Origin of the sequence: Luteibacter sp. 22Crub2.1, assembly GCF_900167995.1 — a bacterium.
GTDB classification, from domain to species: Bacteria; Pseudomonadota; Gammaproteobacteria; order Xanthomonadales; family Rhodanobacteraceae; genus Luteibacter; species Luteibacter mycovicinus.
In genome coordinates this window covers 114,003-131,270 of the sequence record NZ_FUYT01000014.1, presented here as the reverse complement: position 1 = coordinate 131,270, position 17,268 = coordinate 114,003, and the positions used below count along the sequence as shown (strand labels likewise).

The following is a 17,268-nucleotide window of genomic DNA, read 5'->3' as shown; positions in this document are numbered from 1 at the left end:
ACTTTGCGGTTTGGACGTCTATACATACGTGAAGATTACGAATGACATGGGGCGCTTCCACAAGCACCCCATCGCCATCACGGTCGCTCCCGCCGTTAGCGGCAAAGCCTTACACGCTGGGGGCGCTACCAAAGGATGGTGGGCGGTCCGCAAGGGCCTTGCCGAATTCGACGTTGGGCTTATCCCCCATCGCGAAGCTCAGCGTGCCGCCCGCCTCGAGGTCCTTGTGGGCGATCCAGCTCTTCGTCCACGGCTTGCCGTTCCACGACACCGACTGGATATACGGGCGCCCGGGTCCGTTGTCTTTCGCCTCGATCACCAGCGTGCGGCCCGCACCCACCTGCACTTCCGCACGATCGAGCAGCGGGCTGCCGAAAACGTAGTGGGTGCTGACGGGATCCACGGCATACAGACCCATCGAGCTCATGATGTACCACGCGCTCATCTGGCCACAGTCTTCATTGCCGGGGAGGCCATCGGGCTCCGGCAGGTACATGGTCTCGAGCAGCATGCGCAAGCGCGCCTGGGTCTTGTGGTGCGCACCGGTGTAAGCGTACAGGTAGGGCATGTGGTGCCCCGGTTCGTTGCCAAAGGCGTACTGGCCCACCATGCCGGCGATATCCGGCGGCGCGTTTTCCGGCAGCGTGGGATCGGCATTGAACAAACCGTCGAGCTTGGCCTCGAACGCCTGCTCACCACCGAACAGCCGCATGTAGTTGTACAGATCGTGCTGATTGAGGAACGTAGCCTGCCAGGCATTGGACTCGGTGAAATCGCGCCAGCGCTTCGAATGCCCGATGGCGATGGGATCGAACGGCTGCAGCCATGAGCCGTCTTCCGCACGCGGACGAACGAACTGCATGTCCTTGTCGAACACGTTGACGTAATTCTGCGAGCGCTTGCGCAGCAGCTTCGCCTCGTCGGCGTGACCCAGTGCGTCGGCCATGTGCGCTACCGCCCAGTCGTCGTACGCGTACTCGAGCGTCTTGCTGGCGGCCTCGCCTTCCTTGTCGCTGGGAATGAAGCCGAGCTTGCGGTAGTACGTCAGGCCGAAGTAATCGTCCTGCATGGCACGACGCTGGAACACCGGCCAGGCCTTGGCATAATCGATACCCTTGAAGCCCTTGGCCTGCGCCTCCGCTACGACCACGGCGGAGTGATAACCGATCATGCAGACCGTCTCGATACCCTGGAGCGGCCAGACCGGCGCGCCACTGGGGCTTTCCACCGCGAGACGGACCAGACCGTCGACCAGGTCGGGTACGCGATCGGACTGGTAGAGCGTGAACAACGGGTGCTCGGCCCGATAGGTATCCCACAGTGAGTACGTGCTGTAGTTGTGCCGCCCCTCAGGCAACGTGTGCACGGCCTTGTCCATGCCACGATAGCGCCCGTCGAAGTCGCTGAAAACCGTGGGCGCCAGCATCGTGTGATACAGCGAGCTGTAGAACGTCCGCTTGATCTTGTCCGACGACGATTCGATGCGGATCTTCGACAGTTCCTGGATCCACTCGGCCTCGGCCGACGCGCGAACACCGTCGAAGTCCCAGCCGGGAATCTCGTTGTCCAGGTTGCGCATCGCGCCGTCGATGTCCACGCCGGAGATACCGACCTTGACCAGCAGGGGCTCGGATGAGGCCTTGTCGAAGTGCAACGCGGCCTTGAGGTGATTGCCCTTCGCCGTCGTCGACCCCTTGGGCAGCGCCTTGTCCTCGTCGTACAACGTGACGCTGGCGGCGGGACGCGACAGCTTCATCGCGAAGTAAATCACCCGGCCGGAGGCCCATTGCCATACGCGACGACCGCCGACCAGCGTGTCGTTACCGACCAGGGTCAGCTCGGCATCGGTCACGTTGGCGGGCTTGTCCATCGCATCGCCGTAGCCATGCGCCAGATCGAACAGGATGTGCGCGTCGCCTTCCTTGCCGAACGTATAACGATGGATGCCGGCGCGCAGCGTCGCGGTCAGTTCGGCGAGGATGTCGAAGCGGGTGAGCTTGGCGCGGTAGTAACCCGGGTGGGCCTGCTCGCCGGTGTAGTGCGAGCGGTAACCCTTTACGCCACTGCGATAGCCCTTCTCGGGCTTACCGTCGCCCTGCTTCTTCGCATCGAAGCGCGACACGTAATTGACGCCGTCGAAATCGCGGTCGCCAGGCTGCAGCAGCACGGGGCCCATCGAGGGCATGACCAGGAAATCGAGCATGTCGGCTGCACCGGTACCGCTCAGGTGGGTGTGCGAGAAGCCCATGATCGAGCCGTCGCCCTGGTGGTAACCGGACGAACCATCCCACTGCGCGTTGTACGTGTCCGGGCTCAACTGGACCATGCCGAACGGTCGGGTGGCACCGGGATAGGTGTGACCGTGACCGCCCGTGCCGACGAAGACGTCGACGTAACGCAAGACGCTGTCACCGACGGTGCCGCCGCCGGATGGTGGCGTTTTCAGGCTTTCTTGTACGCCACCGGCCAGCGCGGTGAGGGAGCCTAGCTGACCGATGGCGGTGAAGGCAGCCATCCCTTGCAGAAAACGTCGACGGTTGACCATGAATCGCTCCAGCTCGGATGTCGCGTCAGACGCGACGCAGGGTGTCGGGGTGCTTGTCGGCGAGATGAACGATCAGCTCACCGAAAAGGGTGTTGGCCCACGCGAACCAGGCTCGCGTGAACTTCTTCGGATCATCCTGATCGAAGGCTTCGTGCATGAAGCCACTACCGTTGTGCGTGGTCTTGAGCCAGTGCAGGCACTGCCGGATTTCAGCCGCGTCATCCGTCGTGAAGGCCTTCATCATGATCGACATCGGCCAGATCATACGCAGACCTTCATGCGGACCGCCGATACCTTCACCGGCCGTGCCCTGGAAGAAATACGGATTGGCCGTGCTCCAGACGCGCTGACGCGTGCGTGCATAGCGAGCATCATGCTTCGCGCTCTCCAGGTACGGCAGCGCGAGCAGGCTGGGCACGTTGGCGTCATCCATGAACAACTGGTTGCCATAGCCGTCGACTTCGTAGGCCCAGAAATCGTCCTGGCCGTCGTGCATCACGCCGTACTTTTCGACTGCCGCCTCGACCTCGTCGGCCAGCGCATTGGCCTCGCTGGCGAACGCCTGGTCACCGAACAACGTGCCGTGCATCTGTGCAAGGCGACGCAGCGTCACCACCGCGAACAGGTTGCCGGGGATATTGAACGGATAGACCGTCGCATCGTCCGAAGGGCGGAACATGGCGTGGATCATGCCGACCGGACGCGTCGGCTGACCGTAGCCATCGAGGAACTGGCTCTCGGTCGGCTTCGGCGACGGGCGCTGAAACTGGTACGGGCCGTGACCGTCCTTGCGCTGCTGTTCGCGGAAGGTCGTCACGATGCTGCGTGTGGCGGCACGCCACGATTCGTCGAACGGCTCGCGATCGCCCGTGGTCTGCCAGTAGCCATATGCGAGGCGGACGGGGTAGCAGAGTGAATCGATCTCCCATTTGCGCTCGGCCACGCCGGGACGCATGTCGGTGATGTCGGCCTGCGCCCAGTCCATCTTGCTCTTGCCCTTGGTATCGGGAAGGAACGCGTTGGCGTAGGGATCGATGAGTATGCAGCGTACCTGGCGACGGATCAGGCCACGAAACAGCTTGCGCAGCCCTTCGTCTTTCGGGGTCAGCGGAAGATAAGGCCAGACCTGCGCGGACGAGTCACGCAGCCACATGGCGTCGATATCGCCCGTCACCACGAAGGTGTCTTCGTAGCCGTCCAGGCGGCCGAGCTCCACCGTGGTGTCCAGCGTGTTCGGGAAGCAGTTCTCGAAGATCCAGGCGAGCTCCGGATCGGCGATTTTCTTCTTCGTCGCGGCAATGAGGTGTTCCACCGCCTCGCTGGTGAACTTGCGCTTGCCCACGGGTGGACGCTGACTGGTGAAGCGCGACGCGGCGGCGGCGCCCATGCTCATGCCCCCCATCATCGCGACGCCAGGTGCGAGCGAAAGCCATTTCATCACATTGCGACGGGAGGGATTCAAGGCGTGGTCTCCTTCAGGGCATCGACGAGCGAGCGTACGGTGATCGCGCGGCGAAGGGCTTCGGTATCGGTGGCGCCGTCGATCTCGATGTCGATGCTTTCACCGGGCAACAAATCGAACGCGTTCTGTGAAAGCCGCACGTCGATATCGCCCGTATCGACCCAGACCGCGCGGGCAAGACGTTTCGCACTCACCGTCAGCACCAGGCCGTGTCCGCCGTCATGCAGTGACGTGGTCAGCTCCGGCGTGGGCAACGCCAGCGTGCGGGCGGCGCCGAAATACAGGAGGTGATGCGCCGCGGGCTTGCCGTTCTCCAGCAGATCGAAGGCGACGACCGTCTTGCGCGGATCGGCGCCCTTGAGCAGCGTCGCATCGTCCACGGTCAGCGCCCGGGTGCTGGACAGGGCTTTCGCGTGCACAGGAAGACGGGTCTCCCGCAGCAGCTTGCCGCCCATGTCGTAGACACGAGTGCGCAGGACGGCGTCGAAGTCCCTCGTGCGGTCGGACACGGCGAAGACATCCGTCTTGCCATCACGACGCAGCGGCACGACGTCCACCGGCGCGTAGAAACGCTTCGCGTGGAACTGCAGCGCCTTCCAGCGGTTGAAGTAGTCGACGCTGGCCCACGACGCGCCCGGCCACACATCGTTCAACTGCCAGTACAACGTACCCATGTTGCGCGGGCGGGCGCTGCGCAGGTGCTCGGCGGCCAGTTCGATCCCTTCGGCCTGCATGACCTGGCTCAGGTAGACGAACGACGGGAAATCCTTCGGTTCGCCGTACTCCTGGCGGATGTACAGCAACAGACGCTGGTTGCCGTCGCCGTTGGCAAACTTCTGGTGCGCGCGCATCACCTTCGACTCCGGCTGCATGTCCTCCGGCTGGGCGAAGGCCTTGATCGTGGCCATCACCGGGAAGGACTGCAGACCGTATTCCGACTGGAAGCGCGGCGTGATGTCGAGGTAGTGCGAGATGGGCTCCGAGCCCGACCACACTTTCCAGTAATGCATGTCGCCGTCGGTCTCGACATTGGCCGGACCGTCGAAGTCCGTACTCGGCGAGCTTGCCCAGTACGGCACCTGCGGCGAGAGATCCGACACGACCTTGCGCAGCGTCTTGTCGAAGATCGTACGCATGCCGTCTTCGACCTTCTTCACTTCATCGGCGTTGACGAATTTCTGGAAGTCGATGCGATCGGGCCATTCCTCCCAGCCCGTCTGCACTTCGTTGTTACCGGCCCAGAGCACGATCGACGGGTGATCGCGCAGGCGCGTGACCTGCTCCTCGGCCTCGATGCGGGTGCTCTCGCGGAACGCATCGTCGTACGGCGTCACCGCGCCGCCGAACATGAAGTCCTGCCAGATCATCACACCCAGACGGTCGGCCGCCGCGTAGAAGGCGTCGTCCTGGTAGGTGCCGCCGCCCCACATGCGCAACATGTTCATGTTGGCGTCTTTGGCGGATCGAAGGATGGCTTCCAGCCGTTCGCTGGAGACGCGCGACGGGAACGCATCGTACGGAATCAGATTGGCGCCCTTGGCGAAGACCGGCACGCCATTGACGACAAACGCGAAGCCCCTGCCCCACTGGTCCTTGTCGCGACGCAGCTCGACCTTGCGCAACCCGGTTTCGCGATCGGCCCCGGCGACTGTCGAGCCGCCGGATTCGATGCTGGCGTGGAACCGGTAGAGATTCGGTTCGCCGTAGCCGACCGGCCACCAGCGTTGCGGGTGGTCGATGCTCAGCGGCACCCCGACGTGGTTCTCGCCGGCCTTCAGGGCGACCTCGCGCTGTTCGCTGCCGGTCTTGCCGTCCGGCCCGGTCCACTCGACCTTGAGAGTGACCGCGCCCGCCTTGTCGGCACGCACGTCGAGTTGCGCGTCCAGCTTCGCCACGTCCGCTTCGACCTGGGTCTGCGCGATATGGAAGTCGGCGACGCGGAGGTCATCCCAGCTTTCCAGGCGCACGGGGCGCCAGATACCGAGCGTGACGTAACGCGGACCCCAGTCCCAGCCGTACTGGTAGTTGGCTTTGCGGACGTAGTTGGAGGTCTGCTTGCCCTTCGGCTCATCGCCGAAGGACGAATCGAATTCGCCCGGCAACGCATACGGCTGCGTCAGCAGCCAGGGCTGCACGCGTGCGATGGGGGATTGCAGGTGCACGGTGAGCGTATTGCTTCCCGCGTGCAGGGTGCTCTTTACCGGCAGGCGCCAGCGGCGGAACATGTTGTCCGCCGAGAGCAGCTTCTTACCGTTGAGGCTGACCTCGGCGAAGGTGTCGAGGCCGTCGAAAACGAGATCGACATGACCGCGCCTGAGCGTGGCCGCGTCGACGTCGAAGCTGAGCTGGTAGTCCCAGTCGGAGAGGCCGATCCATTGCAGGCTGGCCTCGTTGTCGCGCCAGAACGGGTCGGGAATGTTCTTCCGGGCGAGCAGGTCGGTCTGGATCGCGCCGGGGACGGTGGCGGGTTGCCACTCATCCAGCCGCTCGCACGATGACGTGCATTGCCTCAGTCGTTTCAGCTGGGCTGAGGGTTCGCCAGCAGGGTTGGCTCCCGCCGGCGTGGCGGTATGGGACAGACGGAATTGCCAGCCGACGGAGAGGTCTCTCTCCGTCGGCGTGGCCGCGCCGGCGGCGCCGACGACTAGCCAGGCCGCCAGTGCCAGCGACGCGCGGGGCGTCACAGCTTGAAGCCCATCGTCACCATGTAGGTGCGGCCGTTCTTGTAGGCGTTGAGCGGCTGAGCCGGCGTGTTGTTGTAGACCATATACGTCTCGTCCAGCAGGTTGGTGGCGTCGAGCGAAAGGCGGATATGGTCATTTAGCTGATAACCCACCGTCGCGTCCAGTTCGCGGAAGATGCCCGTGATCTGCTGCGACTGGAGCTGGGCGATCGACGTGAAGTACGACGAACGCCAGCTATAGGTCAGGCGCGCGCTCCACGGACCCTGCTCGAAGAACGGCGACAGGTTGAACGAGTTCTTCGAGTTGTACGGCAGCGGAAAGTCGTTGCTGGTGTCCGCGTCTGAGTAGGTGTAGTTCGCCAGCATGCCGAAGCCATACGCGAAGTTCTGCTGGTAGGTCAGCGAGGCACCCTTGACCTTGGCCACGCCGGCATTGGTCGGCACCTGCATCTGGTACACGTCGTCGTGCTGCTCGGTCAGGTTGTACTGCGTCTGGGCGACGTTGGTGTTGAGGATGTAGCCCGAGATGCGACGGTAGAACAGCTCAGCGGACAGCACGCTGTTTTCCGAGAAGTACCACTCGGCCGAAGCGTCGTAGTTGGTCGACTTGTACGGCTTGAGGTCGATGTTGCCCGCGGAGCCGGTCAGGGTACGGTCGTCCAGTGCCACGTACGGGGTCATCTGCTGATAACGCGGACGCGCGATGGCCTTGGCCGCGGCGAAACGCAGCGTCACGTCTTCGGCGGCGTCGAACGCGATGTTGAACGACGGCAGCCAGTCGTGATATGCGCTGCGCTTGTTCACGGCGGCGTAATTGCCGTTACCGATGCTGTTGTAACCGTCCACCGTGTCACGTGTGCGGAAATAGCGCGCACCGATGTTGCCGCGATAACCGTCGCCGGCGAAGTCGCCCTGCACGTAGAACGCGCGGTTCTGCTCGGCGATGCTGTACGTGGCTTTCGGGTCGAGCGAGGTGTTCGTGACCAGACTCGACACATAGGCCTTCATCAGGCCCGGATCGATCGTGGTCCAGTTGCCCATGTTGCCGGCCGAGTCGAGCCCGTCGAGGTAGCCGCCCGGCGTGCCGCCGTTGGCAAGGTCGGCGAGGCTGGTACCGGCGTAAGCCGTGGCCGGAATATTGGCCGTGTATGCGTCCTGACCATCCAGATGATTGGTCGCCTTGATGCCGACCGAGATCTGGTTCAGCGGACCCCAGGCGACGTCGTGCGAGAAGTCGAACTGGAAGTAACGTTCGCGATCGTAGCTCGGCGCGTAGCTGTAACCGGCACCGTGAGCGAGCGCGGCGGACGGGTTGTCCGGGCTGTTGTAGTTGATCTGCGGATGCTCGCCGTCGAGCGCGTAATTGAAGCCGCCGAAGTTCTGGAACTGCATGTTCCAGATGCCATCCGAACCGCCGGTGGAGCCGGTGTAACCGACCTGGCTCGACGCCGTCCAGCCGTCACCGAACCAGTCGGCGCGAAGGTTGGCCACACCGGTGTTCACCGTCGAATCGCGCTCGTAACCGTCCAGATAGGTCGACGTGTTGGCGTCGTAGCTACCCGTGGTCGCGACACCGTTCTGGAAACCGAGTGCGGTCGCATTGGCCGCCGAACCGGACCACTCGCCGTAATGGCTCTGGTTGAAGTTGTTGAACTTCTCGGTGACGTAGAGGCCGGTGAAGTTCAGCTCGAATGCATCGTTCGGCTTCCACTGCAGACCGGTCGACACACCGTCGCGCTTGCGGCGCTGCTGGAACCACGCCGTGTTGACGGCGGTCGGGTAGACGCCCTGCTGGTTCGGCGGGACCACGGCCGGATTGAACTGGTGGTCCGGGTTGGTATCGGTCGGATCGTTGACGCGCTGGTAGCCGAAGACTTCGGTGCCCTGGCGGTCGATGATCTTGTCGGAGTGCATGATGGAGCCGAGCACGCCGAAGGTGTTGTCCTGGTTCTTCCAGCTGTAAAGCACCGACGCGTTCGGCTTGCCCTTGTCCGCGCGATCGTTGTAACCGTAGCTCACGGTACCGGTCAGCGTGTTGGCCTTGAGATCCAGCGGACGACGCGTGTTGACGATGACGGTACCGCCGATCGAGCCCTCGTCGATGTTCGCCTGCGGCGTCTTGTAGACCTGCGCATTACCGATGATTTCCGAGGTCAGCAGGCTGTAGTTGAACGAGCGGCTGTCGGGATTGTTCGGATCGGACGTCCAGTTGGTCGAGGCGACGGTCTGGCCGTTGAGCAGCAGGCGGTTGAGCGCCGGATCGGTACCCAGGATGCTGACCTTGTCGCCTTCGCCGAAGTTGCGGTCGACGCTGATACCGGGCAGATGCGAGAGCGATTCGGCCACGTTGGTGTCCGGGAACTTGCCCACGTCTTCGGCCGAGATGGCGTCGACGATGGAGTCGGCGTTGCGTTTCAGGTCGAGCGACTTCTGCAGGCTGGCGCGAATGCCGGTGACCGTCACGGCGCCCAGGTTAGCGGCGTCCTGCGGGTTGGCGTTCGGGTCGGCCGGCTTGGCGGCATCGGTCTTCTTCGTCGTGCTGGCGGCCGGGGCGGGGGAAGCCGCGTCCTGTGCGATCGCGTTGCCGGTGGCCAAGAGGCCGGCGAGGATAGCCATGGAAAGTACGCTGATGCGGGGGTTCACATCGTTCTCCTGAGGAATGCCTGGTGTTTTCGCGAGACGCACGACACCGCGCGGGCTATTGCCCGCGTTGATCGTCATGCGTATCGCCGGATTTCTTTCTGCCCTGCGCCCTGTCGCCGATGCGCCGCCTTCCGGCCCTGCGCTGATCGCGCTCATATCGCGATTGCAACGGTATTACCGAGCGGATTTTTAGGGGCCGCTGACAACGTTGTCAACCGCTTTTTTAACTCGATCTAAAGTCATACAAATGAGCACAAGTCATTGTCTTGAAAGCATTTAACCGAATGACGAAAATACTGCACTGCGGTATATCTCAAGAGTCATTTGGATCGATCCATGCACTTTTCAGTCCGGGTCGCGCTCACGAGAAACGGCGCTGTGACGCGGTTTTTATCGAACGGAACGTTCGGCGCCGCGCGCGGTCGACGCAATGGCGTCGCTTTGCTGCACTGCAACCAGAAATGCGACGGATTTCACACGTCGGCGGGATCGCGGGACCGCGAATTTGGACGATTCAAGCGCGCGACTTTGCGGAAAACACCGGTCAAAGCCGCAGTTTCTCGCGAAGACCGACGGGCGCATGAACGGGTTCCTCGCAACCGCGCATCGAACCGGCAACAGACAGCGACCAGTCACCCTTCCGGAACGAATCTGCTGGCGACACGTCGGCCCCCCGATTTTTTGCAAGGACCTTCCATGAAGCGCGTGAGTCTGCACCTCGTCCGCACCACCCTGCTTTCCGCCTCGCTGGTCGCCGCGCTCGGCGCCTGCAACCGCACGCCACCCGACGAGACGCCCGCCGCTGCCAGCGCGCTGGCGGCGCCAGCCAGCGCCGCTCAGGCGACGGCCGATCCCGGCTATGCGCGTCCCACGGCCGACCAGCTTTACGCGCTGGTGTCGCCCATCGCCCTGTTCCCCGACAAGTTGGTCGCACTCACACTCGCCGGCTCGACGCATCCCGATCAGGTCGATGTCGCACGCGGTTTCCTGGACAGCAATCGCAACCTCAACGGCGGAGCGCTCATCGACGCCGCCGACGCTCAGCCGTGGGATCCAAGCGTGAAGTCCCTCGTGGCCTTCCCTGCCGTTCTCGATCAACTGGCGAACAACCGCGACTGGACCGCGGCGCTCGGCGATGCTTACGCCAACGAGCCGACCGACGTCCTCAATGCGATCCAGGTCATGCGCGACCGCGCACGGTCGCATGGTTCTCTGAAGAGTTCGTCGCAGCAGGTCGTCCAGGTCGACGAGGCGCCGCCTGTGGACGAAGGTGCGAGCGTGGCCTCGATCGTTCCCGCGCCCGCCCGCACGATCGTCATCGAGCAGGCGCAATCCGATGTGGTCTACGTGCCGCAGTACGACCCCGACGTGGTTTACGGCGAACCGGTGTACTCCCGCGTATACCGCACGCACTGGTACGAGGCGCCCGCCACGCGTGGCGAGGTCGTCACCGCCGGACTGGTGTCCTTCGGCGCGGGCATCCTGGTGGGACAGCTGTTCGCCTCGCACGATCATTACGACCGTCCGCACGGCGGCTGGAACGAATGGAACACCGCGTGGGGACGTGGGCCGCGGGGTGACTATCGCGGTCGTCCCGCCGTGGTCTACGACAACCACCCCTACGTCGTGAATCGCACCACGATCAACCGCACCGTCAACAACACCTACGTCAATCGGTCGGTGAACATCGACAACCGCCACGACAACGACAGCGTCGCGATTCACAACGCGCCACCCCAGGCCCAGCAGCGAGCGCCGCAGCGTCCCGACTTCGACCACATGCAGCGCCCGAACTTCACGGCCGCCATGGCGCATCCGACCGCCGCGAACGAACGACCGGCGCTGCCGCCTCAGACGCGGCCGGGCCCGTCAGCGCCGCAGGCTGTCGCCCGGCCTGAGCAACAGCCGCCCATTCGCGCCATGCAGCACGAAGACCCTCGCGTCGCCAACGTGCATGCCGTCGGCTCCCGTCCGCAACCCTTCGACGACCGTCATGCGCAACCCGCCGAAGCGCCACGACCCGCTGCGTTCCAGCACTCCGCGGAAGCGCCACGACCGGCCCCGACACCTCGCATCGAGCAGCCGAGGCGTCCGGAACCGGCGTTCCAGCAGGAAGCCCGCCCGCAGGCTCAGCGGGAACCGCAGGCTCAGCGGGAACCGCAGGTCGAGCGGGAGCCACGGCCGCCGCGTGAGGCGCAGCCGCAGCGTGAGCCTCTGCCGCAGCAACGCAGCGAACCACCGCGTGAGCGTCCCGCGCCTCAGCAGCACCAGCAGCAAGCCGCGCAGCATCCGCAACCCCGGCACGAAGATCACGCGCCGCCTGCGCACCACGATCACGACAAGCACGACTGAGCAAAAAAAAGCCCCGGATTGACCGGGGCTTGTGATGACGTTCGCTTACTGCTTACGTGGTCGCTTCGCAGCCGCCGCCCTGGTGGGCGACGCCTTACGCGCGGCGACCACCCGCTTTGCGGGCGCTTTTTTCGCCGTCGCCTTTTTGACCGCGACTTTCCGCGCGGAGACCGTCTTCTTCGCCGGCGCCTTTGCCACCGCCGCCGACTTGCGCGCAGGCGCCGTCTTCTTCACCGACGTCGCGCGCAACGACTTCTTCGCCGCCGCACGCTTCTTCGTGGCGCGACCTTCCGCCGACTTCGTCGACGAAGGCAACACGTCCGACTTCGGTTTGGCCGTACGACGCGCGTTGAGCTCAGCCGCCGAATTCAGCGGACGCCAGGAGCGACCGCCCATGGCCAGGAGCGTGTCCGACGAGGCCGGACCCGCGCTGCCCGACGCATAGTTCGGGAAGTCCGCCGGCGTGCGCTGCGCCCAGTCGTCGAGAATCGGCTGCACCGCGCGCCAGCAGGCTTCGACCATGTCGGCGCGCTGGAACAGCGTGGCGTCACCGGTCATGCAGTCATACAGCAGCGTTTCGTAGCCCACGTTCGGCTCGGCGCGGAACCAGTCCGCGTACTTGAAGTCCATCCGCACCGGCGCGAGTTCCACGCGCGGGCCGGGACGCTTGACGTCGAACTGCAGCGAGATGCCTTCATCCGGCTGAATCTGCAGTACGAGCCAGTCGGGACCGAATGCATCCATGCCCGTGCCACGGAACGGGGCGAACGGCGCGGACTTGAAGCGGATGGCGATTTCCGTCGTGCGACGACCCATGTGCTTGCCGGTGCGCAGATAGAACGGCACGCCCGACCAGCGCCAGGTGTCGATCGACAGCTTCATGGCGACGAAGGTCTCGGTGACCGAGTCCGGTGCGACATTGGGCTCATCACGGTACGACGTGGCCAGTTCGTTGTTCACCGCGCCCGGACCGTACTGGCCGCGGACGGCGTCTTCCGGCTGGATCGGACGGATGGCTTCGATGGTTTCCGCCTTGCGCGTACGCACGGCTTCCGCGTCGAAAGAGGTCGGCGGCTCCATCGCGACCATCGCCAGCAGCTGGAACAGATGATTGGGCACCATGTCGCGCAGCGCACCGGTCTGCTCGTAGAACGAGCCACGACGCTCGACACCTACCGTCTCGGCCACGGTGATCTGCACGTGGTCGATGCGGTCGCGGTTCCAGATCGGCTCGAACAGGCCGTTGGCGAAACGGAACGCCATGATGTTCTGCACCGTCTCCTTGCCGAGGAAGTGGTCGATGCGATAGATCTGGTCTTCGCGCAGCACCTTGAGGATGCGCTCGTTCAGCGCGTGCGCCGAGGCGAGATCGTGACCGAATGGCTTTTCGATGATGACGCGGCGCCAGAACTCGCCGTCGGCACCGCCGTCGTCCACGAGGCCGGCGTTCCGCAGCTGTTCGATCACGTCGCCGAAGAAGCGCTCGGGCGTGGCGAGGTAGAACAGCACGTTGCCCTGGGTGCCGCGACGCTTCTCGGCGTCGCGCAGCTTGACCGCCAGGCTCTGGAACGCCGACAGATCGTCGAAGTCGCCCGCGTGGTAGGTCATCTGAGAGCTCAGCCAGCCCCAGGCGTCTTCGTCGAGCTTGCCGCCGCCATTGCTGACGTACTTCTCGAGCGACGTGTGCAGGCTCTTGCGCCAGGCGTTGTCGGTCATCTTGCCGTGGTTGAAGCCGATGATCGAGAAGTTGTCGGACAGCAGTCCGGTGCGGCGCATGTTGTAGAGCGCGGGAACGACGAGGCGGCTGGTGAGATCACCGGCGGCGCCGAAAATCACGACGGTACACGGGTCGGCCGGGTGAGCGCGCGAGGTAACGCGCTTCGTGGGGGCGGGGCTCATGCACGGACTCCTTGGGGATGTTGGGCTTCGGGGGTGGCGTGGATGTCGGCGGTCGCGCTGTAACCATGCGCCAGGCTAAAGGCGGCATTAATCAACGCAACGTGCGAAAAGGCTTGTGGGAAATTGCCCAACAGCCGTTTCGACCGTGGATCGTACTCCTCCGCGAGCAGTCCGAGGTCGTTCGTGAGGCCGATCAGGCGCACGAAAAGCTCGCGCGCCTCGTCCAGGCGCCCCAGCAGGACATAGTTTTCCACCAGCCAGAAACTGCACGGCAGGAACTCGCCCTCGCCCGGCGGCAGCCCGTCGACGCCGCTGCGTGTGTCGTAGCGGCGCACGAACCCATCGACCAGCAGATCCTCTTCGATGGCCCGCACCGTCGCGACGATCCGGGGATCGTCACGCGGCAGGAAATCGGTGAGGGTGACGATCAGCAGGCTGGCATCGAGTTCTCTGGAGCCATACGACTGCACGAAGCAACCGCGCTCGGGATCCACGCCTTTGGCGAGGATGTCGGCCTTGACCTCATCGGCGATGGTGCGCCATCGCTGCGAAAATGCCGGGTCACGGCCTTCGCGGTCCTGTTCGGAAGCCCGCTGGAAGGCCAGCCATGCCATCACCTTCGAATGGACGAAGTGGCGCGGCTCGCCGCGGATCTCCCAGATGCCTTCGTCGGGATGGCGCCAGATGCTGGCGAGATGCTCGAGGAAGACGTTCTGCACCTCGTCGGCCTCGGGCTGCATCGCGACGCCGTGCTTCACCGCGTGCGAGAACGCACCCACCAGCTCACCGAAGATATCGAGCTGAAACTGGTTCGAAGCCGCGTTGCCCACGCGTACCGGCTTTGCGCCTTCGTAACCGTCCAGCCAGTCGAGTTCGTATTCCTCGAGGCGGCGCTCACCGGCGATCCCGTAAAGCACCTGGAGCTGGTCCGGCGACCCGGCCACCGCGCGTCGCACCCAGTCCCGCCAGGCACTGGCTTCATCGTGGTAGCCCGCGTTCACCAGCGCGGAGAGGACGAAGGTGGCGTCGCGGGCCCAGCAGAACCGGTAATCCCAGTTACGCTCGCCGCCGAATTGTTCCGGCAGCGACGTCGTGGGCGCGGCCACGATGCCGCCCGTGGGGAGATAGCTCAGGCCTTTGAGGACGACCAGCGAGCGGCGGACGATCTCGCTCCACTCGCCGGCGCCATTGCAGCGCCCCGACCAGTCTTCCCAGAAGGCCAGCGACTTCTCCAGCGCGTCGTAAGGATCGATCGCTTCGGGAGGGGACAAATGCGACGGGCCCCAGGCCATCACGAAGGGAATGGAATCACCCATGGACACGGCGAAGCGGGCCACGCTGTGCATCCCTTCCCCTTCGACCGAGACGGGACTGCGGACGACCAGCATGTCCGGCCCGGCGACCGCCGTCACGGTCCGCTCGTCGACCCGCGTCACCCACGGCATGGCGTTGCCATAGTCGAAGCGAATGGTCAGCACGGCCTCGAAGTCGACCCGGCCTTCGACGCCCTCGACGATGCGGGTCACCCCGACCTGGTCGCCGGCGAACGGCATGAAGTCGATCACGCGGGCGACACCGGTGGCCGTGCGCCATTCCGTTTCGAGAATCAGGGAGCCGTCGACGTAGCCGCGCCGGACCGTGGCATCCGGGTCGGCGGGAGCGATACGCCAGCGCCCGTTGTTCTCGTTACCCAGCAAGGCGGCGAAGCAGGCGGCGGAGTCGAAACGTGGCAAACACAGCCAGTCGATCGATCCGTCCTTCGCCACCAGCGCCGCGCTGCGGCAGTTGCCGAGCATCGCGTAGTCTTCGATCCGGGATGCCATCGTGTCCTCGTCGCCAGCGGGTAGTCCCTTTTACGGTAGCCAGCCACGCGTTAGAACGACGTATCCGGGGCCGGTCTCAGTGCCCCGATGGCGCCCGCTGCGGGAGCGACGCGTTGAACATGCTGTGGGCCACTTCCTGTTCGCCGTAGATGACCTGCGTGGCACCCATGCCATCCATGTGAGCCACACATTCTTGCGAATGGGCACGCGCGACGATCGGCAGATCGGGGCGCAACGCACGCGCCGCACGTACCACCTGCCCCCCTTCGAAGGGGTCGGATACCGCCACGATCAGGGATCGCGCGCCGGCAAGGTTGGCCTCGGCCAGCACGAGCGCGGCGGCCGCATTGCCGATGACGATCTCGGCACCGTGCTGCTCGCGCAGTTCGCGCACGGCGTCTTCGTCGGTCTCGATCACGAGCGTACGCGTACCCGTGGCCTGCAACTCGGCGAACACGCGGCGACCTACCCGGCCGAACCCGACCAGCACGGTGTGACCCGCCAGCGATGGATCGGTGTGCTCGTCCGGCGCATCGCGGTCATGCCGCGCGATCCACCTGTCGAGCGCACCGAACAGCAGCGGATTGACCAGGATCGAGACGATGGCCGCGGCGAGCAGAATGTCGCGCGCCTCCTCGCTGAGCAGATGCAGGGATACGCCCAGCCCCGCCAGGATGAAAGAGAACTCGCCGATCTGGGCGAGACTGGTCGCGATGGTCAGCGCGGTCTTCTTCGGGCGACCGAATGCACGAACGATGGCGAACGCGGCGACCGACTTGCCGATGATGATGATCAGGCAGGCGGCGAGGACGATCCACGGCTGCTCGACGAGGATATGCGGGTTGAACAGCATGCCGATGGAAACGAAGAACAGCACCGCGAAAGCGTCGCGCAGCGGCAGTGTTTCTTCCGCGGCCTGCTGCGAGAGCTTGGACTCGCCCATCATCATGCCGGCGAAGAAAGCGCCGAGTTCGAAGGAGACGTCGAACAGGTGCGCCGCGCCGAAGGCGATACCGAGGGCGATGGCGAGAACGGCCAGACGGAAGAGTTCACGCGAGCCGGTGCCGGAGACGGCCTGCAACGTCCATGGGATCACGCGCTTACCGACGATCAGCATCAGCGCCACGAACACGATGACCTTGCCGATGGTCCAGGCCACGGTCTCGGCCAGCGCCATCATGCTCGGCGGGTGATCGCCCTGCTCCGCACCGAGGAAGCCGCCGATGGCGGGCAGCAGGACCAGCGCCAGCACCATGGCCAGGTCCTCGACGATCAGCCAGCCGACGGCGATACGTCCGCGATCGCTGTCGAGCAGGCGACGTTCTTCCATCGCACGGAGCAGCACCACCGTACTGGCGACGGAAAGCGCGAGACCGAAGACGAAGCCCTGCGCCACCGGCCAGCCAAGACCCCAGCCAAGCAGCATGCCAAGACCGGTCGCCACGCCCATCTGCACCGCGGCGCCGGGGATGGAAATCGCCTTCACCGCGAGCAGGTCCTTGAGCGAGAAGTGCAGACCCACGCCGAACATCAGCAGGATCACGCCGAGGTCGGCGAGCTCCTGAGCGATGCCCGCGTCGGCTACATAGCCCGGGGTGAACGGCCCGGCGACCACACCGGCGACGAGGTAACCGGCCAGCACCGGGAGTCGCAATCGGTGAGCGATGGCGCCAAAGATAAAGGCGAGTACGAGACCACCGACGATGGTGGCGATGAGTGGCGTGGCGTCGTGCATGGGCATCTCCTGGGCATGCACCCTCGTCTCGTCACGTCGATCAGACGAACGTATCGATGTCGGGCAATCCCCATAGAGTTGGGGATCGCGCGGCGTGCACGCAAGCGTTTCCGGCCATTTTTTTCA

8 protein-coding genes are annotated in these 17,268 nt (G+C 64.6%); 1 reads left to right on the top strand and 7 read right to left on the bottom strand.

The window, feature by feature from the left end; translation table 11 throughout:
* Positions 1 to 109: 109 nt before the first annotated feature.
* The 4 genes from B5X73_RS15525 to B5X73_RS15510 are packed head-to-tail and all read right to left on the bottom strand — an operon-like array spanning position 110 to position 9,306.
* A complete protein-coding gene (locus tag B5X73_RS15525) occupies positions 110 to 2,545 on the bottom strand; it encodes a GH92 family glycosyl hydrolase (RefSeq protein WP_079522465.1) in 2,436 nt (811 codons plus the stop codon).
* A gap of 25 nt (positions 2,546 to 2,570) precedes the next feature.
* Positions 2,571 to 3,950, bottom strand: a complete 1,380-nt coding sequence (locus B5X73_RS15520; RefSeq protein ID WP_254857313.1) for a glycoside hydrolase family 125 protein — start codon at positions 3,948 to 3,950, stop codon at positions 2,571 to 2,573.
* A gap of 53 nt (positions 3,951 to 4,003) precedes the next feature.
* Complete coding sequence (locus tag B5X73_RS15515; protein ID WP_176167867.1) at positions 4,004 to 6,691, bottom strand: beta-mannosidase; 2,688 nt, start codon at positions 6,689 to 6,691, stop codon at positions 4,004 to 4,006.
* Entirely contained in the window at positions 6,688 to 9,306 is a 2,619-nt protein-coding gene (locus B5X73_RS15510; protein WP_079522500.1) for a TonB-dependent receptor, read from the bottom strand. Before B5X73_RS15510 ends, B5X73_RS15515 begins: the two co-directional genes overlap by 4 nt.
* A 723-nt stretch (positions 9,307 to 10,029) precedes the next feature.
* Between B5X73_RS15510 and B5X73_RS15505 the strand changes: the two genes are divergently transcribed.
* Positions 10,030 to 11,685 carry a DUF3300 domain-containing protein gene (locus tag B5X73_RS15505; RefSeq protein WP_176167865.1) on the top strand — a complete coding sequence of 552 codons (1,656 nt, stop codon included), beginning with the start codon at positions 10,030 to 10,032 and terminating at the stop codon, positions 11,683 to 11,685.
* Between the two features lie 45 nt (positions 11,686 to 11,730).
* Here the strand turns inward: B5X73_RS15505 and zwf are convergent, their stop codons facing one another.
* The 3 genes from zwf to ybaL all read right to left on the bottom strand — a co-directional run bounded on the left by zwf (position 11,731) and on the right by ybaL (position 17,142).
* A complete protein-coding gene (gene zwf / locus B5X73_RS15500; RefSeq protein ID WP_079522462.1) occupies positions 11,731 to 13,584 on the bottom strand; it encodes a glucose-6-phosphate dehydrogenase in 1,854 nt (617 codons plus the stop codon).
* Positions 13,581 to 15,407 carry a glycoside hydrolase family 15 protein gene (locus tag B5X73_RS15495; protein WP_079522461.1) on the bottom strand — a complete coding sequence of 609 codons (1,827 nt, stop codon included), beginning with the start codon at positions 15,405 to 15,407 and terminating at the stop codon, positions 13,581 to 13,583. Before B5X73_RS15495 ends, zwf begins: the two co-directional genes overlap by 4 nt.
* Before the next feature lie 76 nt (positions 15,408 to 15,483).
* The gene (gene ybaL, locus B5X73_RS15490; protein WP_197056549.1) at positions 15,484 to 17,142 is read right to left on the bottom strand and encodes a YbaL family putative K(+) efflux transporter; all 1,659 of its coding nucleotides are present in this window, start codon (positions 17,140 to 17,142) and stop codon (positions 15,484 to 15,486) included.
* Between the last annotated feature and the right edge of the window lie 126 nt (positions 17,143 to 17,268).